24 protein-coding genes and 1 pseudogene are annotated in these 25,768 nt (G+C 67.3%); 21 read left to right on the top strand and 4 right to left on the bottom strand.

Translation table 11 applies throughout. The features are described from left to right. Nucleotides 1-23 precede the first annotated feature (23 nt). From ABD912_RS18135 to ABD912_RS18180, 10 genes and pseudogenes are all read left to right on the top strand, one after another. Nucleotides 24-1,043, top strand: coding sequence for an ABC transporter permease (locus ABD912_RS18135; RefSeq protein ID WP_345153031.1), 1,020 nt, complete (start codon nucleotides 24-26; stop codon nucleotides 1,041-1,043). After that, complete coding sequence (locus ABD912_RS18140; RefSeq protein WP_345153033.1) at nucleotides 1,040-1,936, top strand: ABC transporter permease; 897 nt, start codon at nucleotides 1,040-1,042, stop codon at nucleotides 1,934-1,936. The genes ABD912_RS18135 and ABD912_RS18140 overlap by 4 nt, the downstream gene beginning before the upstream one ends. Continuing rightward, complete coding sequence (locus ABD912_RS18145; protein WP_345153034.1) at nucleotides 1,936-2,811, top strand: ABC transporter ATP-binding protein; 876 nt, start codon at nucleotides 1,936-1,938, stop codon at nucleotides 2,809-2,811. Before ABD912_RS18140 ends, ABD912_RS18145 begins: the two co-directional genes overlap by 1 nt. Beyond that, the gene (locus ABD912_RS18150) at nucleotides 2,804-3,652 is read left to right on the top strand and encodes an ATP-binding cassette domain-containing protein (protein ID WP_345153037.1); all 849 of its coding nucleotides are present in this window, start codon (nucleotides 2,804-2,806) and stop codon (nucleotides 3,650-3,652) included. The genes ABD912_RS18145 and ABD912_RS18150 overlap by 8 nt, the downstream gene beginning before the upstream one ends. After that, entirely contained in the window at nucleotides 3,649-4,716 is a 1,068-nt protein-coding gene (locus ABD912_RS18155; protein ID WP_345153038.1) for a sugar phosphate isomerase/epimerase family protein, read from the top strand. The genes ABD912_RS18150 and ABD912_RS18155 overlap by 4 nt, the downstream gene beginning before the upstream one ends. Before the next feature lie 3 nt (nucleotides 4,717-4,719). Then, the gene (locus ABD912_RS18160; RefSeq protein ID WP_345153040.1) at nucleotides 4,720-6,159 is read left to right on the top strand and encodes an FAD-dependent oxidoreductase; all 1,440 of its coding nucleotides are present in this window, start codon (nucleotides 4,720-4,722) and stop codon (nucleotides 6,157-6,159) included. Beyond that, nucleotides 6,143-7,249 carry a sugar phosphate isomerase/epimerase family protein gene (locus ABD912_RS18165; RefSeq protein ID WP_345153042.1) on the top strand — a complete coding sequence of 369 codons (1,107 nt, stop codon included), beginning with the start codon at nucleotides 6,143-6,145 and terminating at the stop codon, nucleotides 7,247-7,249. The genes ABD912_RS18160 and ABD912_RS18165 overlap by 17 nt, the downstream gene beginning before the upstream one ends. Before the next feature lie 50 nt (nucleotides 7,250-7,299). Then, nucleotides 7,300-7,857 carry an aminopeptidase P family N-terminal domain-containing protein gene (locus ABD912_RS18170; protein WP_345153044.1) on the top strand — a complete coding sequence of 186 codons (558 nt, stop codon included), beginning with the start codon at nucleotides 7,300-7,302 and terminating at the stop codon, nucleotides 7,855-7,857. 15 nt (nucleotides 7,858-7,872) lie between these two features. Beyond that, nucleotides 7,873-8,541 (top strand): annotated as a pseudogene (locus tag ABD912_RS18175) (M24 family metallopeptidase); the annotation flags it as partial. Nucleotides 8,542-8,658: 117 nt separating this feature from the next. After that, nucleotides 8,659-9,903 carry an MFS transporter gene (locus tag ABD912_RS18180; RefSeq protein WP_345153046.1) on the top strand — a complete coding sequence of 415 codons (1,245 nt, stop codon included), beginning with the start codon at nucleotides 8,659-8,661 and terminating at the stop codon, nucleotides 9,901-9,903. Nucleotides 9,904-10,044: 141 nt separating this feature from the next. On the opposite strand, the gene ABD912_RS18185 is transcribed toward ABD912_RS18180, so the two are convergent. Next, the gene (locus tag ABD912_RS18185) at nucleotides 10,045-10,698 is read right to left on the bottom strand and encodes an EthD domain-containing protein (protein WP_345153047.1); all 654 of its coding nucleotides are present in this window, start codon (nucleotides 10,696-10,698) and stop codon (nucleotides 10,045-10,047) included. Nucleotides 10,699-11,097: 399 nt separating this feature from the next. Here ABD912_RS18185 and ABD912_RS18190 point away from each other — a divergent pair, with 399 nt between their 5' ends. Both ABD912_RS18190 and ABD912_RS18195 read left to right on the top strand, forming a co-directional pair. After that, nucleotides 11,098-11,769 (top strand): GntR family transcriptional regulator, encoded by a 672-nt coding sequence (locus tag ABD912_RS18190; RefSeq protein WP_345153048.1) that lies wholly within the window; start codon nucleotides 11,098-11,100, stop codon nucleotides 11,767-11,769. A 241-nt stretch (nucleotides 11,770-12,010) separates the two neighbouring features. Further along, nucleotides 12,011-12,745 carry an IclR family transcriptional regulator gene (locus ABD912_RS18195; protein WP_345153049.1) on the top strand — a complete coding sequence of 245 codons (735 nt, stop codon included), beginning with the start codon at nucleotides 12,011-12,013 and terminating at the stop codon, nucleotides 12,743-12,745. Between the two features lie 109 nt (nucleotides 12,746-12,854). Here the strand turns inward: ABD912_RS18195 and ABD912_RS18200 are convergent, their stop codons facing one another. Further along, entirely contained in the window at nucleotides 12,855-14,447 is a 1,593-nt protein-coding gene (locus ABD912_RS18200) for an acyl-CoA synthetase (RefSeq protein WP_345153052.1), read from the bottom strand. A gap of 65 nt (nucleotides 14,448-14,512) precedes the next feature. Next, a complete protein-coding gene (locus ABD912_RS18205; protein ID WP_345153054.1) occupies nucleotides 14,513-15,964 on the bottom strand; it encodes an aromatic amino acid lyase in 1,452 nt (483 codons plus the stop codon). Between ABD912_RS18205 and ABD912_RS18210 the strand changes: the two genes are divergently transcribed. Next, entirely contained in the window at nucleotides 15,951-17,327 is a 1,377-nt protein-coding gene (locus ABD912_RS18210; protein WP_345153056.1) for a PucR family transcriptional regulator, read from the top strand. The two genes, ABD912_RS18205 and ABD912_RS18210, sit on opposite strands and share 14 nt — an antisense overlap. A gap of 159 nt (nucleotides 17,328-17,486) precedes the next feature. Then, nucleotides 17,487-18,848 carry an MFS transporter gene (locus ABD912_RS18215; protein ID WP_345153058.1) on the top strand — a complete coding sequence of 454 codons (1,362 nt, stop codon included), beginning with the start codon at nucleotides 17,487-17,489 and terminating at the stop codon, nucleotides 18,846-18,848. Nucleotides 18,849-18,944: 96 nt separating this feature from the next. Here the strand turns inward: ABD912_RS18215 and ABD912_RS18220 are convergent, their stop codons facing one another. Beyond that, entirely contained in the window at nucleotides 18,945-20,150 is a 1,206-nt protein-coding gene (locus tag ABD912_RS18220; protein ID WP_345153061.1) for a PucR family transcriptional regulator, read from the bottom strand. A gap of 120 nt (nucleotides 20,151-20,270) precedes the next feature. Between ABD912_RS18220 and ABD912_RS18225 the strand changes: the two genes are divergently transcribed. From ABD912_RS18225 to ABD912_RS18255, 7 genes are read left to right on the top strand one after another with little or no spacing between them, the layout of a single operon-like run. Continuing rightward, a complete protein-coding gene (locus ABD912_RS18225; protein WP_345153064.1) occupies nucleotides 20,271-21,047 on the top strand; it encodes an amino acid ABC transporter ATP-binding protein in 777 nt (258 codons plus the stop codon). Continuing rightward, nucleotides 21,044-21,685 carry an amino acid ABC transporter permease gene (locus ABD912_RS18230; protein WP_345153066.1) on the top strand — a complete coding sequence of 214 codons (642 nt, stop codon included), beginning with the start codon at nucleotides 21,044-21,046 and terminating at the stop codon, nucleotides 21,683-21,685. The genes ABD912_RS18225 and ABD912_RS18230 overlap by 4 nt, the downstream gene beginning before the upstream one ends. Beyond that, entirely contained in the window at nucleotides 21,685-22,365 is a 681-nt protein-coding gene (locus ABD912_RS18235) for an amino acid ABC transporter permease (RefSeq protein WP_345153068.1), read from the top strand. Before ABD912_RS18230 ends, ABD912_RS18235 begins: the two co-directional genes overlap by 1 nt. A 31-nt stretch (nucleotides 22,366-22,396) precedes the next feature. After that, on the top strand, nucleotides 22,397-23,236 hold the full coding sequence (locus ABD912_RS18240) for a substrate-binding periplasmic protein (RefSeq protein ID WP_345153069.1): 840 nt from the start codon (nucleotides 22,397-22,399) through the stop codon (nucleotides 23,234-23,236). A gap of 19 nt (nucleotides 23,237-23,255) precedes the next feature. Then, on the top strand, nucleotides 23,256-24,071 hold the full coding sequence (locus ABD912_RS18245) for a hypothetical protein (protein ID WP_345153071.1): 816 nt from the start codon (nucleotides 23,256-23,258) through the stop codon (nucleotides 24,069-24,071). A 32-nt stretch (nucleotides 24,072-24,103) separates the two neighbouring features. Continuing rightward, nucleotides 24,104-25,348 (top strand): NAD(P)/FAD-dependent oxidoreductase, encoded by a 1,245-nt coding sequence (locus ABD912_RS18250; protein WP_345153073.1) that lies wholly within the window; start codon nucleotides 24,104-24,106, stop codon nucleotides 25,346-25,348. A gap of 1 nt (nucleotide 25,349) precedes the next feature. Further along, the gene (locus ABD912_RS18255; RefSeq protein ID WP_345153074.1) at nucleotides 25,350-25,721 is read left to right on the top strand and encodes a RidA family protein; all 372 of its coding nucleotides are present in this window, start codon (nucleotides 25,350-25,352) and stop codon (nucleotides 25,719-25,721) included. Nucleotides 25,722-25,768: the final 47 nt, after the last annotated feature.

Here is a 25,768-nt window from a genome sequence, read left to right on the forward strand (position 1 = left end):
TCTGGCACAGCACAAGGGAAACAATGAACAAGTACATCTCACGGCGGGTCGGCCTGGCCCTGGTGAGCATCTGGGGAGTCGCGACGATCGTGTTCTTCCTCTCCAAGCTCATCCCCGGCGACATCGCACGCATCGCGGCGGGGCGGACCGCCACAGCAGAGCAGGTGGCCCAGGTGCGCGAGAAGCTCGGGCTGGACGAACCCCTGCTCGCGCAGTACGGCGCCTTCCTGGGGCGGGCGGTCCGGGGAGACCTCGGGACCTCCGCCTTCACGCACCAGAGCGTCGTGTCCGACATCGCGGCGGTCCTGCCCACAACGGTCCAGCTGGTGATCGTCTCCATGCTGATCACCCTGCTCATCGCGGTGCCGCTCGGGGTGGTCGCGGCAGTGAATGAGGGGCGTGCGGCGGACACCGCGGCACGGATCATCTTCGTGATCGGCGGCGGCATCCCCGTCTTCTGGCTGGCGATCATGCTGCGCTGGCTTCTGGGCGCCAACCTCGGCTGGTTCCCGATCTCCGGCACCAACGGCTTCGGGATGAGTCCACCGACGGTCACCGGCTTTACGCTGGCCGATTCGCTGGTGTTCGGTTCGGTCGCCAACTTCGTCGATTCGTTCCTGCACCTGCTCCTGCCGGCCTTGGCACTCAGCGCCCCGTTCGTGGCGACGCTGGCACGCAACGTGAGGTCGAACATGATGAGCGCCCTGAAATCTGACTTCATCTCCTTCGCCATCGCCAAGGGGGTGCCGCCCCGACGCATCATCGTTCGCCACGGCCTGCGCAGCGCCATGGGATCGACGCTCACCCTGGTGGGCATGCAGTTCGGGTGGATGATCAGCGCCGCCCTGCTGGTGGAGACGGTCTTCAGCCTGCCCGGGGTCGGAAGCTACCTGCACATGGGCATCATCAACCAGGACACGTTCTCGGTCCTGGGAGGGGTGCTGGTGATCGGAATCGTCTTCATTTGCCTTGCCGTCGTCGTCGACGTCCTCCAGATGGCCATCGACCCGCGGGTCCGTCTTTCCCAAGTAGGTGCACCATGACACTGCCAAACCTTTCCGCCCCCTCCGCGGCTGCCGGGATCGGGAGCCAGATCAACAAGGTGGTGCGCGGATTCTGGAACCGGCGCACGCCGTGGCTCGACCGGTTCTCGATCGTGCTCGTGGGGGTCATGGTGGCCATGGCTGTGCTGGGCCCCCTGTTCCTGCAGCATGACCCCTACCAGGCCAACAGCAAGGAAGCGCTGCTCCCACCCAGCCCCAGCCACTGGATGGGAACGGACGACGTGGGCCGCGATGTGCTCTCCCGCCTGGTCGTCGGTGCGGGCCAAACGATCTTTGCCGCCGCACTGATCGTCCTGCTCGCCACGGTGGTCGGGATCCTGGTGGCCAGCATCGCCGCGGTCTCGACCAAATGGATCGACGAGACCATCATGCGGGCCTGCGACATCTTCATGTCCCTGCCCTCCCTGGTGCTTGCCTTGGGCATTGCGGCCGCCCTGGGTTCGTCGATGACCTCGATCATCATCGCGATGGTCGGAGCGCTCTGGCCCAGCACCGCCCGGCTGGCCCGCGGCATCATCCGGGAAACCATGACCAGCACCTACACCGAAGCCGCCCGTATTCTCGGCGTTTCGAAACCGCGGCTGCTGCTCAAGCACGTGTTGCCCAACTCCCTGGACGCGATCTACGTGCACGCCAGCATGGAGGTTTCCGGAACGATCGTGATGATGTCCGGCCTGGCCTTCCTGGGCGTCGGGGCGCCTCCGCCCAGCGCCGACTGGGGCTCCATGATCGCCCAAGGCAAGGACTACATCACGAGCGCATGGTGGGTGGCCCTCTTCCCCGGCATCGGGATCACGCTCGGAGCCATCGCCTTCGGCCTGCTGGGCGATGCGGTACGAAACTATGTCGACCCGACCACGAGGAGGTCCTAGTGGAAAACGGCACCCCTCTCCTTCAGGTGGAGAAGCTTTCCGTCCACGTGCCCGAAGCCAACCGGATCGACCGGGGGCGGGGGGACCTGCTCCTTGTCGACGACGTGGGCTTCGACATCCAGCCGGGGGAGCGCCTCGCCCTGGTGGGCGAATCGGGATCCGGAAAGTCAATGACGGCCAAGGCCATCATGCAGTTGGACCGGAACATGGCCCTGAGCGGCTCGATCCGCTGGGAGGGCCGCGAACTGGTCGGCGCGCCCCCGGCCACCATGCGCCAATTGCGCGGCAGCGCCATGTCCATGATCTTCCAGGACCCGATGACCGCGCTGAACCCCGTGCTGACCATCGGGGAACAGGTGGCGGAGCCGCTGCTCGTGCGCGGCGTGCCTAGGAAAAAGGCGTATGCCCGTGCGGCGGAGGCGCTGCAGAGGTTGAGCGTCCCCCGGGCGCAGGAGCGTCTCAAGGCCTATCCGTCGGAGTTCTCCGGCGGCATGCGGCAGCGCGTCGTCATGGCGGCGGCGCTGATCAATGAGCCGAAGCTCCTGATCGCCGACGAGCCAACCACCGCCCTGGACGTTCGGGTCCAGGGCCAGGTGCTGGGACTGATCGAGGAACTGTCCGAGGAGCTGAACCTGGCGGTCCTGTTCATTACCCATGACCTGGCCATCGTGGCGGGCCTCGCCCACCGGGTCGCGGTCATGTACCGGGGCCAACTCGTGGAGGAGCAGCCCGTGGAGCGCCTGTTCGATGCCCCGACGCACCCGTACACGCGTGGCCTGCTGGCCTCCATCCCACGGCTGGACGCCGATCCGTCGGTCCGGCTGCGAACCGTGGAGGACTTCATGGACATGCAGGAAGGAGCACACAATGCCTAACGCCCTACTCCGAGTGCAGGGGCTTGCGAAGACCTTCGGGAAGGGCCGGCGCGCCCACCGTGCCCTTGACGACGTCACTTTCGACATCAACGAGGGCGAGGTTCTTGGGTTGGTCGGCGAGTCCGGCTCCGGGAAGTCCACGACCCTGCGTTGCATGATGGGCCTGGAGAGACCCACTGCCGGGTCGATCATCTACAACGGCGAATTCGAGCTTGGCTCCGCCAGCAAGGCCCAGCTTGCCGCCTACCGCCGCGACGTGCAGATGGTCTTCCAGGACCCGTTCTCCAGCCTCAATCCCAGGATGACGGTCCGCCAGATCCTCGAGGAACCAATGGTGGTGGTCGGGGGCTTCCCGGCGGCGGAACGGCGGGAGAGGATCCTCTCCCTGCTGAACATGGTCGGAATGTCGGAGCAGCACCTGGAACGCTATCCGCGGGACTTCTCCGGCGGACAGCGCCAGCGCATCGCGATCGTCCGAGCCCTCACGGTCGGCCCCAAGCTGCTCGTGTGCGACGAGCCGGTGTCGGCGCTGGACGTTTCGGTCCAGGCCCAGGTGCTCAACCTGCTCAAGGACATGCAGCGGCAGCTGAACCTCACCGTGCTCTTCATCGCCCACGACCTGGCCGTCGTGAAGTACCTGTGCGACCGGCTCGTTGTGCTGAACCAGGGACGCGTCGCGGAGGCCGGCCCCGTCGCCCGGGTGTACGCGGATCCGACGTCGGAGTACACCCGCGAGCTGCTGGCGGCGGTTCCCGTGCCGGACCCGCGGCTGGAACGCCAACGCCGCCGTGGCGGCCCCTCTCCGGTGTTGGCCACCCAAGCGGCGGGAGAGCTGGCATGAACCGGATCGGCGCCGACGTCAAGTTCCAGGACGGGGCCAACGTGCTCTGCGACGACCCGGCGGCAACGCTGGGAGTGCTGGCGGAGCTGGGTTTCTCCGGCATCCTCGTGCGCACCCTGGACGAGGCCTTCCCCGACCTTGACGCCGGCCGGATCCGCGAATTCGCCCAGGAAGCCGCGGCGCGGGAGATGTTCGTCCAGGTCGGGCTCGGGAAGGTCAACCCCTACATGACCGCCGAGCAGCCGCGCGTGCGGGCACTCGGTGGCGGCAGCCACGCCGCAGGCATGGCAAGGATGGTGGAGCTCTGCGCGGAACACGGGTGGTTCGAGGCCTGGACCGCACTGGGCGGGTTCAAGAAGTACCCCGGGCTGTTCTGCTTCGACCGTTTCCGGACCGACTGCACCTGGGAAGAGCAGCTCGACGCGAGCGCCAACTACTTGGAAGTGCTCGCCCCGATGCTGCGCTCCCACGGGGTCAGGCTCAACATCGAAACGCACGAGGAGGTCACCTCCCACGAAATCCTGCGTCTGATCGACCGCATCGGAGAGGACGTGCTCGGCGTCTGCTTCGACCCGGCCAACGTGGTGCTCAGGGGCGAAACCCCGGCGGCGGCCTCCGGCCGCGTCGCACCCTTCACCCACATGACGCACCTGCGCGACGTGCACCTGGTGCCGACCCAACAGGGTATCTCGCGCTTCCTGGCTCCCTTGGGGACCGGGGCGATCGACTGGTCCTCCGTCCTGGACCCGCTCTTGGCGCACCGGCCCGGAATCGACCTGTGCATCGAGGCCGTGGGCGCCACCCGCGCGGAGATGCCCTTGAGCCCGGAAGACCCGCTCTGGCGCGGAGCCCATCCGGATCTGGACGAGGAGGAACTCGGGGTCCTCCGGCGGTGGGCGGACGACTACCCCTCCCAGGTGGTCCGGCGCGAACGCCCCTCCGTCGAGGAGTTGCGGCTCCACCGTCCCGCCCAGGCCGCGCAGATCGAGTTCCTCCAGACGTCCCTGTCGAACCTTCGCCACGAACTTGCCCAACTCCAATCCACCGTCAACACGAAGAGGTAATCCATGACTGACACCCTTGGCCTCCGTCCGCTGGCCGACGCGGTTTCCTGCAACGTGATTTTCCCCGGCGATCCGGGCTACCAGACCGCCCGCCGCATCTGGAACGCGGACATCGACCGCCACCCGTCGGCCATCGTCCAGTGCCGCACGGCCCAGGACGCCGCCGCCGCGCTGTCATGGTGCGCCGAACGCCGGGTGCCGATCACCGTGCGCGGCGGAGGGCACAACCTGGCCGGCACCAGCGTCGCCGACGGCAGCGTCCTGATCGACACGGGCCTCATGCGCCAGGTCTCGGTCGACACCGCTGCCCGGACCGTCACCGTCGGCGCAGGCTGCCGCTGGGGCGACGTCGACCGTGCCGCCGAGCCGCACGAGATCGCCATCCCCGCCGGCGTCGTCTCCCACACGGGCGTGGCGGGACTGACGCTCGGTGGCGGGATGGGCTACCTGTCCCGCATGTTCGGCTCAACCGTCGACTTCCTGCGGGAGGTGGAGATCGTCACCGCCGACGGCGCCATCCGGCGCGTCAACGCACAGAACGAACCGGACCTCTTCTGGGCCCTCAAGGGTGCGGGCCACAACTTCGGCATCGCCACCGAGTTCGTCTTCGACTACGTTGACCTGCCGGGCCTGGCCACCGTGCGGATCGGGCTCTACGCCGCCGAGGACCGGATGCCCCTGCTTCAGCACTTCCGTGACCATGCCCCGGCCATGCCGGACAACGTCGGAACGTACGTCCGCCTCTACCGTTGTCCCGAATACTGGTCCCAGGTCCCGCGCGAGCACCGCGGCCGGCAGATCATCTCCGTCGCCACCGTGACCTACGGGGATCCGGCCGAGGAACCGGGCCTCACGGCGCCGATGTTCGGCACCGCCCAGCCGATCTACACCAGCGTCCGGACCATCCCGCACGTGACCCTGCAGCATGCCACAGACGACGAGTTCCGCTACGGCATCTCCCACTACTGGCGCCACATGGCGTTCCGTGAGATGCCGGACGAGATGCTCGAGGCGGTCCTTGAGAAGGTCGACGCCTACCCCGGCCGCTCGCTGAACTCCAGTTCCTTCATCACCCACCAGGTCATGTGCCCGTTCGAGCTCATCGCGGGCAAGACGACGCCGAGGGACCACAGCAACGATTCGACCACCGGAATCCATTCGCGCTGGGCCGGCAACATCGGAGCGGACTGGGAGTACAGCGACGAGCGTCCGGCCCTGGTCCATTGGGTCAAGGGCTTCTCCGGCGCGCTCCAGCCCTGGGAGAACGGCACCTACATCAACTTCACCTCCGAACACAGCGACGCGGCCTCGGGGCGCGAGATCTACGGGGACAAGTTCGACCGCCTCGTCGAGATCAAGACGCGGTTCGATCCCGACAACGTGTTTGCCCGCGGCCTGGTCGACCTGCAGGAGGAGGGGGCCGCCCATGCGGGACGCGAGTGAGGTCCGTCCGCCCGCCCTGATCGGGGCGGACAGCACGAAGTTCCCCTTCGCCGAGGGCAAGGACGCGGCCTGGATCCTGCACAAGAGCGTCGAGTACGGGCTGGACGGCGTCTACTTCCGGTCCGTGCTCGACCTCAGCCCCACGCTGGACCGCGCGCAGCTGCGCGACGTGGCCGCGCAGGCGAAGGAGGCCGGGCTTTGGCTTGAGGCAGGGATCGGGAAGGTCAACCCCTTCTCCACCCCGGAGGCCCCCGGGATCCGTGCCTTGGGCCAGGGCGACTACCTCAAGGGCATGTCCCTGCTGGTGGAGGCCGCCGCCGAGGCGGGGGTCCACGAGCTGTGGTCGGCCACCGCGAACTACCAGTTCACGCTCCCGGCCCCCTACTCCTGCGACCGCTTCCGCACGGACGTGCCGTGGACCGACCAGCTGCGGGCGACCGCCAGGTTCCTGCACCGACTTGCCCCGGTCCTGCGCGACCACGGATCCCACGTGAACCTTGAGACGCACGAGGAAATCACCTCCTTCGAGGTGGTGCGCCTGGTCGAAGAGGTGGGCCCGGACGTGCTCGGCATTACCTTCGACACGGCCAACGTCCTGGTGCGTTGCGAAGATCCCGTGGCCGCCGCACGACGGGTGGCCCCCTACGTCAGGGCCACCCATGTGCGCGACGTTGCCCTGACGTTCACGGACGCGGGCATCAGCAGGTTCCTGATGCCGGTTGGGCAAGGATGCCTGTCCTGGCCCGAGGTGATCTCGCCCTTGCTGGAGCGGTCCCCGATGGAACGGCCCCTGATGCTCTCCATCGAGGGCGTGACGCGCAGCCGGGCGGAAATGACCCTGCCGCTCTACGACCCCGTCTGGCAGCAGGGGCATCCGGACCTCACGGCGGCCGAGGCGCTCGCCGTCGTGCATCTGGCCCGGCGGTACGGCGACCGTGCGGACCGGGGCGAGGCGCCCGACCTCAAGGCCCTGCGGGCGCCCCTCCAGCCGACGGAACCACTGGATTTCCTGTTCGAGAGCGTGAGGCACCTCCGCAAGGTCCTCGACAGCCTGGCCGCACGCCGGGAGACCAAGGCCGTAGCCCGATAGCCACCCATTCCTTACATGACGATTCCCACCCACCTAGGAGTTATGCACCCATGAACCCCGTATCAGCCCATGCCACCACGGACTACCCGACCCTGAGCCTGGCCGAGCGCGACCGGCGATGGGCCGCCGTCCGCCAGCTCCTGGCCGACCACTCGCTCGACGCGATCGTTGTCTTTGGACTGGGGCGAGACGCCACCGACGCCTACCTGACGAACGAGGCCAAGAAGGCCATCGTTGTGATGACCCGCACCGAGGACCCGGTGATGCTGCTCGGAGACGTGCCCCTGGAACGCTACGATGCGCCCGGGCAACGCTGGGAGCGGTGGGCGGACCAGTGGCGGCACGGCGACCAGCTGGCCATGCTGGCCGACCTGCTCAAGGAACGCGGCCTGGACCGAGGCACCGTCGGGATCGTTGGGTTGACCGGCCGCTTCGTCGGCGAGGCCCGTGGCACGATCTCCTACACCACCTGGCAGGAGGTCCTGCGGAGCCTGCCGAAGGTGAACTGGGTGGACGTGGCCGCCGCCTACGAAGTGCTCGCGCTGGTCAAGAGCCCGGAGGAACAGGTCCTCCTGCGGAAGGCCGCTTCCCTCGGCGAGGCGGCCTGACAGGCGTTCGCCGAGGCCTCCCGCGAGGGCGCCTCCGAGCACGAGGTCGCCGCCGCGGCGGTCCACGCGATCGTCAGTGGGGGCGGGTGGATCCGGCAGCCCTTCATGCTCCAACGCGCGGGGCGTGAACGCTTCGCCTGGGCACCGCCGGAGTGGTTCTACATGGGCGGGGCGCCCCACATCCTCTCCACCGGCGACACGATCGCGGCGGAGATCTTCTCCTTCTACGGCGGCATCGAATCCCAGCAGCAGATCGACGTCAGCATCGGCGAGCCCGACCGGCTACTCCGGGAGCTCGAAGAGGTGTGCCTGGAGTCCTACCACGCGGGCCTGGCGGTGCTGCGCCCCGGCGTGCGCTTCGCGGAAGTGGCGGCCGCGATGGAGGAGCCCCTGCACGCCTCACGGACCTGGAACACCGGTCCGATGATCCAGACCGTTTCCCCGTTGTTCAACAGCGCCACAAGGCTGCACCCCGAGGTCGACCCGGCGCTGACCCACTTGGAGAAGCTGCCCTCCGGCGTGGGGCTGGACGGTGACTTCGTCCTCCAGGAGGGCCATGCCTTCGCCTTCGAACCCAATGCCCTGCGGGACGGAAAACGGGTCTGCATCGGCGGCACCGTGCTGCTGCGCGACGGGATGCCCGAGGAGCTGAACCGCATCCCGAACCGACTCAACGTCGTATAGCGCCATGGAGTTGCAGGGGGCGGAGCGGGGGCCGGGTCGTCCGCTCCGCCCCCTGCTGCGGCAGGGCCCCGGGGGTGCCCCGGGACGTATCACCAATCGACCGGAAGAGAGTGCAAAGTGGATGAATCGCAAGGGGCAGGCGCCAAGGGCCCGGGACGGATGGCCAAACTGCTGCCCCTGGCGGCCATTTACTTGACGGCGGCCGGGATGAGGCCGGTGATCACCTCCTTGGCGGCGGTCCTGGACCAGGTCCGGGTGGATTTCGATGCGCCCGTGGTGCTCTCGCTCCTGGTCTCCTCGCCCATGCCGATCTTCGCCATGGCGGGTTTCCTCACGCCGCTGGTTGTGCGGCGGCTCGGCACCGTCGGGGCCATCTTGGCCGCGATCGTGGTGTGCACGGTGGGGCTGGCCTTGCGGCCCTGGGGCTCGCTGGCTCAACTGGTCGCCTGCACGGTGCTGGCCCTCTGCGCCACGGCGCTGATCAATGTGCTTCTGCCCGCCCTCACCGCCAGCTATTTCCCTGACCGGATCGGATCGACCACCGGGGCCTATACCGGTGTCATGACGGTCAGCACCACTATCGCAGCCGCCGCCACAGCACCCCTCGCGCTGTGGCTGCAGAACTGGAACCTAGCCCTGACAATCTGGGTGGTGTTCCCCGTCTTGGCGGCCCTTCTCTGGCTGCCCTTGCTCCGGCGGGCGAAATCAGAACCGGAAACAGAAAGCCCGTCCCCATCCCAGGCGAAACAGCGCCCGACGAAGACCGGGTTCACGGCCCTGCTGGTGGTCCTGTTCGCCACCCAGGCGGCCTTGGCCTTCACCATCATGGGCTGGTTCCCCACCATGATGCTGAGCCGGGGACTCAGCGCCGACGTTGCGGGGTACGTTTTCGCCCTCCTGCTGGTGGTCGGCCTGCCCGTGGGGCTGATCGCCCCGACCCTCTTCGGCCGAGGACACCGGATCGGCGTGCTTGCGACCCTGTCGTGTGCGACGATCGCCGGCTGCGCCGTTCTCCTTGTGCCGAACCTGGGCCTCGCGGGGGCCGTGATTGCGGCGCTGCTGCTCGGCACCGGAACCGCGATCTTCCCCGTCGTCCTGGCGATCATCGGAGACCTGGGCCGGCTGACGGGGCAAGGGGTCGCCCTCTCGGGCCGGGTGCAGAGCCTCGGGTATGCCACCGCGACGGCCGTTCCGCTGCTGGCAGGGCTGGCCACCGGTTCCGACTGGTCGTTCATGTACATCGCGCTGATCGCCGTGGCGTGCGTGCAGTTCGTTGCCGGGGCACGGCTTGTGGCCGGAATCGTCCGCCTCAAGAGCCGTGTCAGGGATGATGCGAAAGCGGCGCTCGCAGCCAGACAATAGCCGTGTTTCCGATGCCGTGGGTGGCGATCCTGTCTCGGATCGCCACCCACGGTTCCACGGTGCGGCGCAGCGCGCAGGCCGCCGAATGCCTATGTTCCGGCACCAAGACTTTTGGCGGGGACGGAACGGCGAACTACAGGCCTACCTGGAGCGTTCCCGCAGGGACCGCTCCAGGTAGGCCGGCTCCGGGAAGAACTGCAGGCGCCGCATGGACGCGCGTTCGGTCCGGGCGCTGTCCACCATGGCCTCGCCGTCGAGGTCCATGATGCGCTTGCCCTCGTCGGAGTCGAAGAGGTCCGTGGTCAGCGACTGCGGGGACCGCAGCAGGCTTTCGTACCACCCGTCCATCTCCACCGCGCCGGGCGAACAGGAGAGGACGTAGCTTTGGGTATACCGCACGACTCCCGGCATGTGCCGTGTCACCTTTGGCGCGTGCGAATTCCACCAGTGGTTCCGGAACTGCTCGCCGGACAGCGCAGCGAGCCGGCGCTGGGTTCCCAGTCGCAGCGGACCGGCCGCCGGCTGGCCCGGCTTCGAAGGCCGGCTCCGGTCGAAGACGGTCCGCTCGGCGACGGAATAGGTGTCCATGCCCTGGAGGAGGCCAGTCCAAGTGCCCTCCCGCGACAGGTTCTGAGGCACCCCGTAGGCGTGGAACAGTGCCGTGATTTCGTCGACGGAAGCCGTGGCCGGGCCCGCCTCGAAGCTTCCCGGCACGACCAGGTCGACGGCGCATTGCTCGGCAAGCCCGGAGGCCGTCAGTTCGTCGGCCAGGGCCTGGAGATCGGCCTCCCTCACGGGCTCCCGAAAGATCCAAACGCGTTTTGTGCGGAAAGAAACGGTCATCGACACTCCCTGTCATTGGCGGTGCGAAGGAAGCCCTCCACTCGAGGGGCTTCAACGAGGATGTCAGACAGATGGTATACCAAAATGTGTTGCGCGGGGCGGGCGCTCGGACCGGCGGGTCGTGTCCCGGCAGTGGGGCGCCCAAAGGGGGACGGGAACCGGAAGCGGCGCCCCACCATGGGAGATGTCGAGTCCTGCCTGCGGGCCATGCGGGATTGGGGGTGGTTTAATATACCAACTTGCTGGTCAGGGGCAGCTGGCCAGTACCTGCGTCGCGGCCCACACGATGGGTACCACTTGGACACCAACGCCTTGTTCCGCCCCCGGAGCATCGTGTCTCTTGGAGGACCTATGTCACCAGCTACCCGGCCGACCGATGGTGCGGCCATCGAGCCCACCCTCGCCAAGGGCATCTACGAGTGGTTGAGGGAGCGCATCATCGACGGCACGTTGAAGCCCGGCGAGAGGATTCGCGAACGGGAGGTGGCGGAAAAGCTCAAGGTCTCCAGGATCCCCATCCGCGAGGCCCTGCCCCAACTGGAGAGCGAAGGGTACGTCACCACGATTCCGCGTCGCGGGGCCATCGTGACGCGGATGGCTCGACAGGACGTGGACGAGCTGTTCGAAGTCCGTTCCAGCCTGGAGGTCCTGGCGGCCAAGCTCGCCGCGGAAAGGTGCGCCCAGGGGGCGGACACGACGGCCTTGTCGGCCTGCCTGGCCGAGGCCGAGGAGGCCGTTGCCGAGGGCGACAACCCGCGGATCGCCGAGGCGAATTCGAGGCTCCACGAGGAGGTCCTCAAGCTGACGGGTAACTCCTTGCTGCAGCACATCATGGTGCCCATCAGCGGGCGCGTGCAGCGGTTGTTCCACATCGTCACCGAGCGGGACCATGCGGCCGTCCATGCGGAGCACGTCGCGCTGTGCAAGGCGATCCTCGCCGGGAAGTCCGAGCTGGCCGAAGCCTTGGCCTTCGTCCACGTTGAGATCAGCCGCCAGGAAACCTCCCCGGTGTTCGCCGAGTAGCCAGGGCCGGGGCCGGATCGGCGGGGCCGCGGTCCGTGCCCGGAGGGGTGCCCCTCTGCTTCTTGGGGGATTGCGGATGGGATGCCATCGGTACGGTGTGGGGATCTTGCGGGTTGGCTGATCGCCATTTTTGTTCTATAATCGAACTCAAAGTGCATAAATAGAATTCCTGCGTCCAAGGTAGCCCCGCGTGGCACGCGACACAATGCCCCGTCCCCATCTTCCCGCCGAAAGGTCTGCCGTGCCGAAGACTGCAGAAGCCGCCAAGCCCGCCGATTCCGCGCATTCACAAACGCTCTCACGCGGCATCCGGCTGCTGGAGATCCTCGCCGAAGCCCCCGGGCCGATGACCATCGCGGAACTGGCGGAGTCCATGGGCGTGCACCGCTCGATCGCCTACCGCATCCTGCGCACGCTGGAGGACCACCGCCTGGTCATGCGCGACGAATCCGGCCGGGTGCTGACCGCGCCCGGGCTCGCCGCGCTGGCGCGGAGCGTGCAGCGCGACCTGCAGACGGCGGCACTGCCCGAACTGACGGTACTGGCGAACGAGTTGTCGATGTCCGCACTCGTCGTCGTCTGGGACACCCGCGAGTGCATCACCCTGGTCACGGTGGAACCGCGCGAGGGCCACGCGACCGTGCTGCAGCGCCCCGGTACGCGCCACCCGATCGGGCGGGGGGCGCCCGGCATTGTCATCCAGTCCACTTACACCGAGGAGGAGTGGTACGCCTCGGGAGGCGAGGAGGATTATCGGCCGGTCGTGGAGAAGGCGCGCCGGGCCGGGTTCGCCACCAGCCACGACGAGGTCATCCCCGGGGTCTCCTCCGTCGCCGCCCCGCTGGTGGTGCCGGGCCAGCTGCGCGCCGCGGTCGCCGTCGTCTACGCCTCCGCGGCCAGCAGCCTGGACGGAGCCGGCATCGGCCGGCGCCTGGTCGAGGCGGCCAGCGCCATCGAGCGCGCCTTGGGCGCCTGATACCCGGCAAAACGACGACGGCGGGAAGGCGCCTGGGGTGCCCTCCCGCCGTCGTGCGGTCCTGGCGTCCCTGGACGCATCCGGTGCGCACCCAAGGCGCCTGGGGCGACTATCGGCGAGAGGCTCCGTCTTGCAGGCTGGCCGCGGCGAGGGCCCTGACGGAGACCTTGTCGAGCTTCCCGGAGCCGTTGCGCGGCACGGCCGTGGTCAGCACCAGGTTTTTCGGGATTTTGTAGCGGGCCAGGTGCAGCCCCGCGAAGGTGCGGACTTCGTCGATGGTGGGCTCCTGGTGGTCGCGCAGGCACATCACCGCGGTCACGGACTCTCCCCAGTCCGGGTCATCCACCCCAACCACGGCCACGTCGAGCACGCCCGGGTATTCCATCAGGACCCGTTCGACCTCCGCCGGGTACACGTTTTCGCCGCCGGTGATGATCATGTCCTTGAGCCGGTCGACGATGTAGAAGAAGCCGTCTGGGTCTTGGTATCCGATGTCGCCGGTGCGGAACCATCCGTCCGTGAAGGCGGCCGCGGTGGAAACCGGGTCCTGCCAGTAGCCGGGGGTGACGTTGGGGCCTTTGACCCACATCTCGCCCGGTTCCCCGGCTGCGGCCTCCTTGCCGGTTTCGGGATCGACGATGCGAACCTGCGTATGCGGCATGGGCATCCCGCAGGAGCCGGCCTTGGCGTGCGTCAGTTCGGCAGGAAGGTACGTCGCGAAGGGCGAGGTTTCGGTCAGGCCCCACGCCTGCTGGACGGCGACACCCTTCACCTCGTACTGGCGCAACAGGATCGGGGGGACGGGCGCACCCGCGCAAATGAGGGACCGGAGGGATGACAGGTCGCGGTGCGCGAACTCTTCGGTCGCCTGCATCGCGGAGAGCATGGCCGGGACGAGGAAGGCCTGGGCGACGGAATGGCGTTCGATGTCCCTCAAGGCCTCGCGGGGGTCGAACGCGCGACGGATCACCGTTCGTCCACCGCGGACCAGGTTGCGGATGGTCAACGCGTTCAGGCCGCCGATGTGGAACAACGGGGCGACCGCCAGGTTCGTGTCCCCGCGCCGGGTGTCGACCAGGGAATCGACGTTGAGCTGGTTCCACCAGAGGTTCCCGAACGTGAGCTGCACGCCCTTGGGCCTGCCGGTGGTGCCGGACGTAAACATGAGGATGGCGAGGCCTTCGTCCCCGGCGGAAGCAACCTGAGGCACGGTTGAGGCGCCGCCACGGAGGAATTCCGACAGCCGCGAATATCGCGGGGAGAATTCCGGCGGGGCGGGGACTTCGGCGTCGTTGTCGACCACCAGCACGCAGGTGCCGGAGCCGAGACCTCCCCGGTTCTGGACGACGTCGACAACGTCCAGGTGGGTCGGCTCGACGACCAGGACCGTTGGTGTGGACATCTCCAGCAGCCCCTGTACCTCGCTGGGTGCGAGCCGGAAGTTCAAGGGCTCGAACACGGCGCCCACCCACCACGAGGCCAGCATCGTTTCAATGAACGTCACGCTGTTGAGGCCGAGGTACGCCACCCGATCGCCCGGCCGTAACCCGGCTGCCGCCAGCGCCCCGGCAAAAATCCGCACCTCGGCGACCAACTCGGCGTAGCTCCACGTCCGGCCGCCATAGACCAATGCCTCCTGCGACGGGAAGTACGCTTCGTGGCGCAACACGCCTGCGGTGGGGTTGATGTTCGTCCTGGACATGCGGTCTTTCTTTCTGCTCGGTTGAAGAGGCGGTGCTTGTGGGTGGGAGCCTTGCCGGACCACGGCTAGGCCGTTGCCTGGGCCCCGACGCTCGAGTAGGCCGACGCTGCCACTTCGACAGCCCCGGAACCGAGGCCATCCAGAACCTGGGCGACCATGCCCAGGTTGTCGCCGAAATCCTCCGGGTCGCTGCCGAGCGGGAACGCGGCGAGAACGTCATGCTGGAACGATTTGAGCCGCTCGGGCACGGGGGTGTTCCTGCGGGCGATGGTGTGTGCGGAGACGAGGGCCAGGACGGCCAGGTTCGCGTCCAGCGCCGTCCTGACATGTTCGCTCTTGTTCCAGGCCAGAAGATCGGGGGTGCCCGTATCCGTCTGGCTTCCGCCGGCGACGCTGATCAGCGAAGTGGTCGCGGCGGTTCGGGCTTCCTCGGCCCAACCCGCCGAAGTCATGTAGAACAGCGATACCTGCGGTTCCGCTTCCGTGGCAATGAGTCCGTCGCCCAGCTCGCACAGCCGGTTGACCTGGGACGTGGCCAGTTGGCAGACGTCGGCCCACGCCCTGCTCAGCGCATCGAGGCTCGGCGCGACCATGGGATTGTGGTAGCCGCCGTTGGACAGCATGGTCCCCGTCGGGTGCTCCGCGGAAGGCGGGCAGAAGACCGGGTTGTTCGAGGAGGCCTGCAGTGAAATGAGGGCGCATTCCTCAACCGACTTCTGCGTCCTGTGCAGCCATCCCAGAAGCCTTGGGGCGCTCCTGAACGAAACGGGGGCCTGGTATGGAGTCTCGTCGGCCCGAACGGCAGGACCCAGCAGATCGCGCATGGCATCCAAGGCGGCCACCTGATGGGGGTCGTTCCATAGTCTTCCCAGGTCCGACGCATAGTGCGCGCTGGGCGAGCCGATGGCTGCGGCGGCCAAGGCGAAGACCGCGGCGGCCTTGCCGAACATGCCCCGGCCGTTGACTGCGGCATCGGCGAGGACTGCGGTGCCGACCGGGGAACCGTTGATCAGGGCCATGCCTTCGCCGATTTCCAGGGTCCCGTTGAAGGTGGAGCGCAGCAGGGTCCCCAACGGGATGATGTCTCCGGGTTCCCCGTTGCCGTACCGGGGTACCGGGGCCAGCCCCGAGTCGAGCAGGCCCAGAAGCCGGTCGACCGTTGTGGGCCTGAGGCAGGCGGTTCCGTTGAGGACGTCGGTGAGCCGAGCGAAGACGATTCCGCGCACGAGCCGTTCGGGAAGTGGTGTGCCGAAGGTGGCCGGGGTGGAGGGCAGCCTTGTCGAGTATTCCGTGCGGTCGTTGCGCGAGAGGACGGCCTTGGCGCCGGTGTGGTGTTTGGTGGTCACCCCATAGACATGCTCGGACGAGTGGGCTTCGGTGAACGCAAGGAACTTGTCGCGGTTGCCTTCGATTCTGCTCTTGGCCGAGGTGGTGAGGACACAGGCTTCTCCATGGTGCGCGACCTTGGAGAAGTTCTCCAGGGACAAATCTTGGACCTCGTCGATGAATACGCTCAACGTGACGCTACCTCTCCTCGTTTTGCCGGGGCCGGCCCGGAACCATTGGGAACAACATAGTGAGAAAAGGGTTGTGTCCCGTCCGAAATATTCAGAGGATTTTCCGTTCCCATTCGACTCCGTTAGGAAAAGGAGAAAAGCGGGCCGCGGTGGACGCGGGGTGGGCCATAATCGTGGATATGTCATTGCAGAGGACGCCGTGAACACCGAACTGCAACGTCTGGCGGACCGCCTCGCAGAGAAGCTGGGCCGCGCCGTTGAAATCGACGACCGTCAGATGCTGCCACTGGCCGTGACGCGGCAGTCAGGGACCGTGGACAGCGTCCGGGTCACCTCCGTCTTGAACCGGGAGTCGTCGCCGGAAGTGCGTCGGTTCATCTACTCGCTGGGAATCGACAAGTCCGTTGGACCGGTGAGGTATCCGGCGAACAAGGAACTGGGCACTTGGCCACGGATCGGTTTTCCCCTTCGCCATGAAGGCGTCCTGCACGGATACCTGTGGCTCATCGACGAGCCGTCCCTCAGCGAACCCGAACTCCACCTGTGCGAAGCCACCGCGGACATGGCTACCGAGGTTTTGTTGGCCGAAGCGCAGGCGCAGGCCACCAACCTTGATCGTGAACACGCGATCGTGCAGTACCTCTTGGGGGACGACGCGTTCCGGGACATGCCGGACTCCGAGGGCATCGTGTCCCTGGCGGAAAGCATGACTGCCGTCTACGGTGCCATCGGCAAAAACGGCCAGGGCCTCACCCGCTCCGAACAGCGGTCGCTGGCTTCGAACCTCTCCTACATCCGGCCCAGCGGCCGGTCGGTGCTGGGGGCAACGGAGCACGGGTTGCTGCTGGTTGCCCCCTCCGAATTCGTTGCCAAGAGACTGGAGCCTTTCAAGGACGACGTCGGGCGGTGGGCCGAGAAGGGCGGCCACGTCGTGAAGGGGTGGGGGATTGGTTCAGAAGCCCTCGGCCTCGAATCCCTCCGCGCGTCCGTGGCCCATGCACGGCACGCCAGCAGGGTGGCGGGTGCTTCCGGCCGCGAGGAGGCGCATTGGAGCACGCTCGGCGCGGACGTTGCGTTCTTCGGCCTGGAGTGGAGCATCGAAACCATCCGCCTTCTCTATCCCGGGGTGGAGGTGCTCCTGCTCCCCGAGAACAGGACGCTGCGTGAAACCCTCATGGCCTACCTGGATTCCGGCGGCGATACTGCGGTGGCCGCCGAAGCGTTGAATGTCCATCGAACCACCTTCTACTACCGCCTCGACAAGCTCCGCAGCGTCCTCGGGACCGGTTGGGAGCGCGGAGAGCACCGGCTGGGAGCCCATCTGGCCCTGCTGCTCGCGCGGCGTCTGGAAGCGGATTCGTAAATATTAGGAATGGGGCCCCCAGATCTCAGTTTCGTTTGGAATGAGACATGCGTCACCGAATGTAGCCTCGGTAGGCAGATGATCCCGGCCTGGTTGGCAACTCAGCCCCTCCGGCCGGGGCTCCACCGAACCTCCCCTCCCACACATCAGAGGATTCCCGTGCCAAACAATTCCATCGACGATTCGAAGCTCTCGAAGTTCCAGGTAAGGACGGCCATCTACGGCAATGGAGGGCACCTCTGCGACGGCTTCGTCCTTGGGGCCATCGTTCCCGCCCTGCCGATCTTCGCGCGCAGCCACGAGATGACTCCCCTGATGAGTGGGCTCATCGGTTCGTCGGCCCTGTTCGGAGTGTTCCTCGGCAGCGCCGTCTTCGGGATGGTCGCGGACAGGATTGGCCGCCGCAAGGTGTTCCTCCTCGGCCTGTCCGCCTTCGTCGTGCTCTCCCTGGCGCAGTTCTTTGTCACCGGCCCCGAGTCCCTTTTCGCCATCCGCCTCCTCCTCGGAGTCTTCATCGGCGCCGAATACGCCGTGGCCACCACGCTTGTTGCCGAGTTTGCCCCGAAGAAGTACCGCGCCACGTTCCTCGCCCTCGGGCCGGCGATGTGGACGGTTGGATACGTGCTGGCGATCTTCGTCGGGACGCTGATGGAATCCCTCGGCGACGATGCCTGGCGCTGGATCCTCATGACCAGCGCCATCCCATCCCTCGTTTTCCTCCTCCTGCGCCGCAACACCCCCGAGTCGCCGCGCTGGCTTGCCGCCCAAGGGCGAACCGCGGAGGCCCTGGAGATCCTTCGCGCCCACTACTCCGCGGAAGCCACCGTCGAAGACCTGAAAATCGACGAAGGTGCCGGCCAGTCCGGCACGTCGGCCCTGAAAACGCTGCTGTCGAACCGCTACCGCAAGCGACTGGCTTTCGGATGCCTCTTCTGGATCTGCCAGGTCGTCCCCTACTTCGGCGTGTTCATGTTCCTGCCGAGCATCATCACCTCGCTCGGCATCGAATCCGGGTTCTGGCAGACCCAAAGCGTCAACCTCTTCCTGCTCGTCGGCGGCGTCGTCGGCATCCTGACCATCAACCTGACCGGGCGCAGGACCTACACGCTCATTTCCTTCAGCCTCCTGGCTGCCAGCACGCTCGCCATCGGGCTTTGGCAATCCGCTCCCACCGTCGCCGTCATCGGCCTCTTCGCCGTCTTCGCGCTGGTTTCCTCCGCCATGTCGGCCCTGGACACCATCTACCCGAGCGAGATGTTCCCCACGGAGGTGCGCTCCACCGCGAACGGAATCTGCGTCGCCGCCAGCCGCATCGGCGCCGCCGTCGGAGTGTTGCTGCTGCCCCTTGGCGTCAGCGCCCTCGGTGCACACACCACGGTCCTGATCACGGCCGGCATCGCAGCACTTGGACTGCTGGTCAGCATCGCCTGGGCTCCCGAGACGGCCGGCAAGTCCCTTGGCAGCGTTGCCGACTTGGAGGAGGACCCGAACGGCGCAAGCAGTGCGGTTCACGCACTGTGATCGAAAAATCCCGGAAACGGTAGTGCGGGGCGGACACCACGGGTGCCGCCCCGCACCTGTTTCTGGACCAGGCGGCGGAGCCGCCGGCGCGAATCCTTATGGCCCGGCGGGGTCGTCCTCAGATCCGGAGGCTCGGAGGTGGGCCCGCCAGACGCGGAGGGCCAGGTGCGCCGATGTTTGATCCCAGCCGGAGGACAGGATTTGGTCCCCGGCGATTTCCTTGACCCTGCCCAGGCGGTAGTAGAGCGTGTTTCGTTGGATATGCAACGCGCCGCAGGCCTGGCGCGCGTCGCAGCAGCTGTCCAGATAGGCCAGGAGAGTCTCCCACAAGATCGGCGTTCCGCGCTGGATCAGGTGGTGTGCGGACGGGCTGATGGAGCGCACCAGTTCGCTCGACCACGGGTGTCCCTTGAGGAGCGTCCACGCTCCAAGCTTCTCCCATTCCCGCACCTCTTCCTGGCCGTCCCACCTCGCCACCAATGCCGTAAACATTGCACGGGACAGGGCTTCGCGCGGGTCTTCCGTGGTGGCAAGCAGGGTGCGGCCCGCGGCGCGGAGGCGAAGCCGCGTTCGGCGGCAGGACAGGTGCACCGCCCGAAGCAGGGTGTCGTGGTCTTGGTCTCTGGAGCGGCTTCGCGTGACCAGGACAAGCCGGTCCTCGTTCGGGGCCCCGATGAAGCCCCCGGGCCGGGTTGTGGTCAGGAGGTCGGCGAGCAGTTCGACGACGTCGGCCGTCGTGACGGTGTTGTTGGAGGCCCCTGCGCTCGAGAGCGCGAAGCTCCAGACGGTCGCCGGCCCGAGTGAGATCAGCCTGCCGGCCCGGCCCGCTTCGTCGAGGGCTTCACTGCGCCCCTCGAGGAGAAGCGTGTTCGTGAACTGGATGCTGCTTGCCAGGATGGCGTCGGCCTGCTCGACGTTCCGAGCCAGGATGTCGCGCACCCTTGCGGCATAAGTTCCGGTGAGGTCCACTTCCGCGTCCGTGAGGCGGGGCTCGTTGATGACCCACAGGAATCCGAGAAGGCGCGCGCCGGTCCGGATGGGGAAGCACCATCGGGGCAGGGTGTGCAGGGTCGGATGCGGCGGCACCTCCGTCGGCTTGGTTGCCTGAGCCAGGTTCAGCTCCCGGACATATTCGACCACTTCCGCCGACGTCCGCCGGTTGAGGATGGCGTCGGACCGGATGGGGTCGATGCGGCCCACCTGCGCGCTCGCCGCAATGACCTCGACGTGTTCGTTGTCTATGGCGATGGAGCGCCCCAGCTTCTCGCACAGGTCGTCGGCCAGGCCCTGCAAATCAATCATTGGGCAATTGTCCAAGATTTGCTCCACGAACGTCTAAGGAAACGGGGTGCCCCGCCTTCGTAGGGTGAAGGACGTCACCCCGGATCGGGTGATGCGCGACACAACTCTACGGAGGTACCGATGCTCACGAAGACCCCCACCGTGCTCGCTGCGGAGGTGATCGGACTTCACAAATCCTTTGGCTCTCTCCGCGTCCTCGACGGGGTGAATTTCAACGTCGAGGAGGGCGAGGTCGTGGCCATCATCGGCCCCAGCGGATCCGGCAAGAGCACCTTCATCCGGTGCCTCAACCTGCTGGAAACCCCGTCCGGCGGGTCGTTGAGCATCAACGGCCGCAACGTGTGGGGGGAGGGCCGCGGCCCAAGCCGGCAGGAACTGCAGGCGCTTCGAAGAGATGTCGGAATGGTTTTCCAGTCCTTCAACCTCTTCCCGACCCACACGGCCCTGGAAAATGTCTCGCTCGCCCAGATCCATGCCTTGGGCCGGGGGAAGAAGGAAGCCGACGCCCGCTCCTTCGAACTCCTCGCCAAGGTCGGACTGGCCGAACGCACCGACCACAAGCCCGCCCAGCTGTCCGGCGGCCAGCAGCAGCGCGTTGCCATCGCCCGAGCCCTGGCCCTTGACCCGAAGATGCTCCTTTTCGACGAGCCGACGTCGGCGATCGACCCGGAGTTGCGGGTGGAAGTGCTGAGGGTGATGCGCGACGTCGCCGCCACGGGCGTGACCATGCTGGTGGTGACGCACGAGATGCAGTTCGCCGAGCGGGTGGCGGACCGCGTTGTCTTCTTCGCCGACGGGCAAATCGTCGAACAGGGAACGCCGCGGCAGATCTTCCACGCGCCCCAGCACCAGCGCACCCAACAGTTCCTCTCCGCGGTCCTCGAGGAGGAGCTGTGAGCGCGGAAATTCTCCTGCGCTCCCTGGGATTCACCCTGCTGGTGACCGGCGCGTCCTTTGCCGTGGCGGCGGTGTTGGGCCTGTTCGTCGTGGCGGCACGCCGCTCCGGGAACCGGATCCTGCGCGGGGCGGCCACTCTCTGGATCACCGTGATGCGCGGCGTTCCCCCGCTGGTCTGGCTGTTCGTTGTGTTCTTCGGCATCACGATCCAGGGGGCCAGGCTCACTCCCGTCAGCGCGGCGATCGTCACCCTGGGTGCGGTGGGCTCGGCCTATCTTGGCGAGGCGTACCGGGCCGGCCTCGAATCGGTTCCCGCATCCCAGCGCGAGGCCCTCTCCGCGCTCAGCGTTCCGCGGTGGGCGTCCCTGCGGCTGGTGATCCTTCCACAGGCCCTACCCATCATGGTCAGCGCCGGCGCGGCATTCGGCATCCACTTGCTGAAGGACACGGCGTTGGCGTCGCTGATCGGCGTCCAGGAAATGACGTACCTGACCAATGACGCGGTGCAGCGTGGCGCGGACGGCTTTGTGGCCTTTTTCCTGCTCGGGCTCGCGTACCTTGCCCTGAGCGCACCCGTGGGCATGTTGGCCAGGTCCATCGAGCAGCGGGTCCAACGAAACAGGATGGCGGTGGCGTGATGCTTGAGGACATCCAGGCACTGCTGCCCGGCCTGGGGCTGAGCGTCCGGCTCATGATCGCCTCCCTGGCCATCGGATTGCCCCTGGGGCTGGCCGCCGGCCTGGCGCTTTTTGAGGGCGGCAGGGCCCTGCGCTTTGCCGTCGCCCTGTTCACCGAGATCGGCCGCGGGTTCCCCGCCCTGGTCACGCTCTACCTCTTCTACTTCGGCCTGCCCTCCCTGGGCGTCGTCCTGGATGCCTTTCCCGCACTGGTGGCGGCATTCGGCTACACGACGGCGGCCTACACGGCGGACATCTTCCGCAGCGCCTTGGCGAGCATCCCGAAGGCGCAGCGCGAGGCCGCGGCGGCGCTGGCCCTCGGCCGATGGAAGACCTTCCTCCTGGTCATCTGTCCCCAAGCGGTTCGGATCGTCCTCCCGCCGGTCATCGGTTTTTCCATCATCGTCTTCCAGGGAACCGCGCTGGCCTACAGCATCGGTCTCCGGGAGCTTGTCAGCCGCGCCTACGACCAAGGCACCCTGCGGTTCGACACGCTGCATTTCATGCTCATCGCCGCCGGCATGTACCTGGCCGTGGCCCTTGGCATCGCGGCCGTCGCCCGCGTGGTCCAACACCGCATTGAGGGAACGGCCAAGATCAAGGCCCGCCCCGCCCCTTCGACGCTCAGCACCACAGCCTGAGCCCCTCCACCCGCCTCCAAGGAGCAAAAACATGTCCAAAAAGACCCTTGCCATCGCTGCCGTGTGCGCCTCCGCCGCGCTCCTGCTGACCGGCTGCACCGAGGCCCCAACCCAAGCGGCCAGCGGGAACTGCACTCCCGAGTGGGAGTTCGAGACGATCCAGGACGGCAAACTCGTCATCGCCGCCGTCGGTACCCTTCCCTACGTCGACATTCGGCCCGGCTCCACCGAAGCCGGAGGGATCGACGGCTCGTTCTACACCGAGTTCGCCAAGCGCGCCTGCCTGACCCCCGAGTTCCGGAGCCTGGGCGGCCCCGCTGCCGTCGCGGCCATGACCGAAGGCCAGGCCGACGTGGCGGCCGGAGGGTGGTACGCCACACCGGCACGTGGCGAATCGATCGGCCAGACCTTGCCGGTCTGGTTCAACTACAACGGCATCGTCTCGGCCTCCGGACTCGGTACCGTCGAGGAGCTCAAGGGCAAGACGGTCGGTGTTGTCGGCGGATCGGTGTACGTGGCACCGCTCGAGAAGGCGGTCGGTGCGGACCACGTGCGCCAGTACCAGAGCGCGGACGCGATCCTGCAGGACCTCAAGGCCGGCCGCATCGAAGCGGGGATCGGGACCGCGGTGGAGCTGGGACACCAGGTCCAGGCGCGGGGGGAAACAAACCTGCAGGTCGTTGTCCTGGACGAGGATCCGAAGTACCCGGACCTGACCCAGGGAGGCGACGTCAACTTCCCCCACACCAAGGACAACGCCGCCCTCGGCGACGCCTTGGAGGAATACATCGCCGACATCCAGTCCAACGGCACCGTCGAGCGGGTCCTCGCCGAGTACGGTGCCGGCGACCCCAAATACACCACCAAATAGGGGGCGGCACCCAATGCACATGGCCACGTTGGTGAACGAGGCGATGTTCGGCCTCACGTTGCGGGGCCATCCCGCCACCCGCGCGGAGGTGCTCCCCGGATGGGGGCCCTCCGGCCGCCTTGGAGTACTCGTGCGCGAACCCTTCGGCGCCTTGGGTGCCAGCCTGCTCATCCAGCTGGCCGTCACGGCCTTCTACGACGCCGTTCCCTCCCGCCGGGAGGCGGCCCCCCAGTACCCGGAGATCTACCTTTTCCACCTCGGGGGACGCTTCGGAGACCACCGGCCCTTCGACTTCTGGCCGCCGCGCAAGGAGGTTTTCCTCAAGGGCGAGCCGTTGGAGGTGCTCGAGGCCCTCAACGACCGGGCGATTACGGTCCTCGCCCTGCCGGAAGTCGCCATAGGGCACGGCCCGACGGCGGAGGCGGACGGCCGGCTCGATGCCTCCGGGGCGCCGTGGTCCGAGGCGAACAGCTTCCGCGAGCGCACCACCGCCGCCTACGTGTATTCGGCGGACGGGAAGGCCGCCAACGGCAACCTGCGGATCCAGGGGCTGGACGGGGTCTTGGAGCAAAACGGCCAGCGCGCCGCCAGCCCCGAACGCAGCCTCGAGTGGTTCCAGGGCCTGCGGCCCGAAGAGCTTCCCACGGCCCTGCCCGGTCCCGGCACGCTGGCCCAAACCAGGTTTTGGGCGCGCACGCTCACGGACCGCTTCCACGAAGTGGACGCACGGACGAGATCCCTGGTCAGGGAGAGGGCGGCTGCGCGTTTGGCCGCGGGCAAGCCGACCGAAACCTACCGGCGCCTCGAGCCCGGCGAAGCACTGCAGCTGCTCTAGACACCGAACGATACGAAGAAAGAGAAGAATCCATGACTACCGCAATCATTGGCGGCGGCGTCGTCGGCCTGAACCTCGCGTGGAGCCTGCGCCAGCGGGGGGAGGACGTCACCGTCGTCGAAGGGGGCCGGATCGGCAACTCGGCCTCCGGCGTGAACGCCGGCTGGGTGACGCCCTCCCTGTCCACGCCCCTGGCAGCGCCGGGCATCGTCAAGACCGGCATCAAGCACATGTTCGACAAGGACGGGGCCCTGGTCATCAAGCCCCGCCCGGACACCGCGTGGATCAAGTGGCTGTGGAACTTCAGCCGTTCCGCCCGGCCGGCCGCCTACGAACGCGGGGTCAAGGCCCTGCTGCACCTCAACGAGCACACCCTTGACCTCTTCGACCAGCTGCGTGAGGACGGCGTCGAATTCGAGATGCGCAACGCGGGGATCCTCGCCCTTGCCTTGGAGGAGGGAGGGTTGGGCTGGTTCAGGCAGCTGTTCGATCAGCTCACGCCCCTGGGGTTCAAGGGCGGGATCGAATACCTGACTCCGGACGAAGCCCGCGCACTGGACCCCGCCGTCGGACCCGACATCAAGGAGGCCGCGCACACCCTGATCGACCGCTTCGTCGATCCCGACGGGCTCCTGGCCGGGCTCCTGCAGCGCCTGACCGGGATGGGGGTGGAGGTGCACCAGAATCGGCCCGTCCATTCCCTGTCCCGGAGCGGCTCCTCATGGACGATCCACACGGACCAGGGACCGATCCAGGCCGACCGTGTCGTCGTCGCCCTGGGAGCGGCAGCCAACCGGCTGCTCAAGTCCGTCAACGTCAAGCTGCCCATCATCGGCGCCAAGGGGTACTCGGTGGAACTTGAGGGAAGCGGCGTTCCGCCCCGCCACGCCCTCTACCTGATGGAAGCCAAGCTCGGGCTTTCGCCGCTCGGCCGGGGCGTGCGCATCGGCGGCTTCTTCGAACTGCCGGGGACGGGCAGCGACGTCTCCCCGCGGCGCGTGGAGCAGCTTGTCCAACAGACCCGTCCCTACCTGGGCGGCTGGACCCCGGAATCGGTCAACATCACGGCCGGGCGGGCCGGCTTGCGCCCCTCGACGCCGGACAGCCTGCCCTTCATCGGTCCCGTGCCCGACGTGGAGGGCCTCTATGTCGCGGCCGGCCATGGAATGCTCGGCGTCACGCTGGCCCCCGCCACGGCCGCCGCCCTCACCTCCATCATCATCGACAGGGTCGTCCCCGAACATGTCCTGCCTTTCCAGCTCGCCGGGAGAATCTGAAATGTCCGAAAAAGCAGTCACCGCTCCGCCCGCCCCCTCCTGCCGGCAGGCAGGGCAAACGCTCTACCTGTCGGGTCAGGTAGGGGCCGATGCCAACTGGGTGCCGGTCGCCGGCACCTTCAAGGACGAAGTCCGCCAGGTGTTCCGCAACGTCGAATCGGTGCTGCAGTCTGAGGGGGCGTTTCTCCACGAAATCGTCCATGTCCGCACCTACCTCGCGGACTTCGCGGATTTCACGGAATTCAACGAGGTCTGGGCGGAGGTGTTTCCAGACAACCCGCCGGCACGTGCGACCGTGCAGGCGGGTCTTCACCCTCCGTTCCGCATCGAGGCCGAGGTGGTGGCCCACCTGGGCCAGGACCGGCAGCGTTAGCCGGGCCCAAAGCCAGCGGAACGACGACGGCGGGAGGGCGCCCGGGT

Origin of the sequence: Arthrobacter ginkgonis, from assembly GCF_039540195.1 — a bacterium.
Taxonomy (GTDB): Bacteria; Actinomycetota; Actinomycetes; order Actinomycetales; family Micrococcaceae; genus Zafaria; species Zafaria ginkgonis.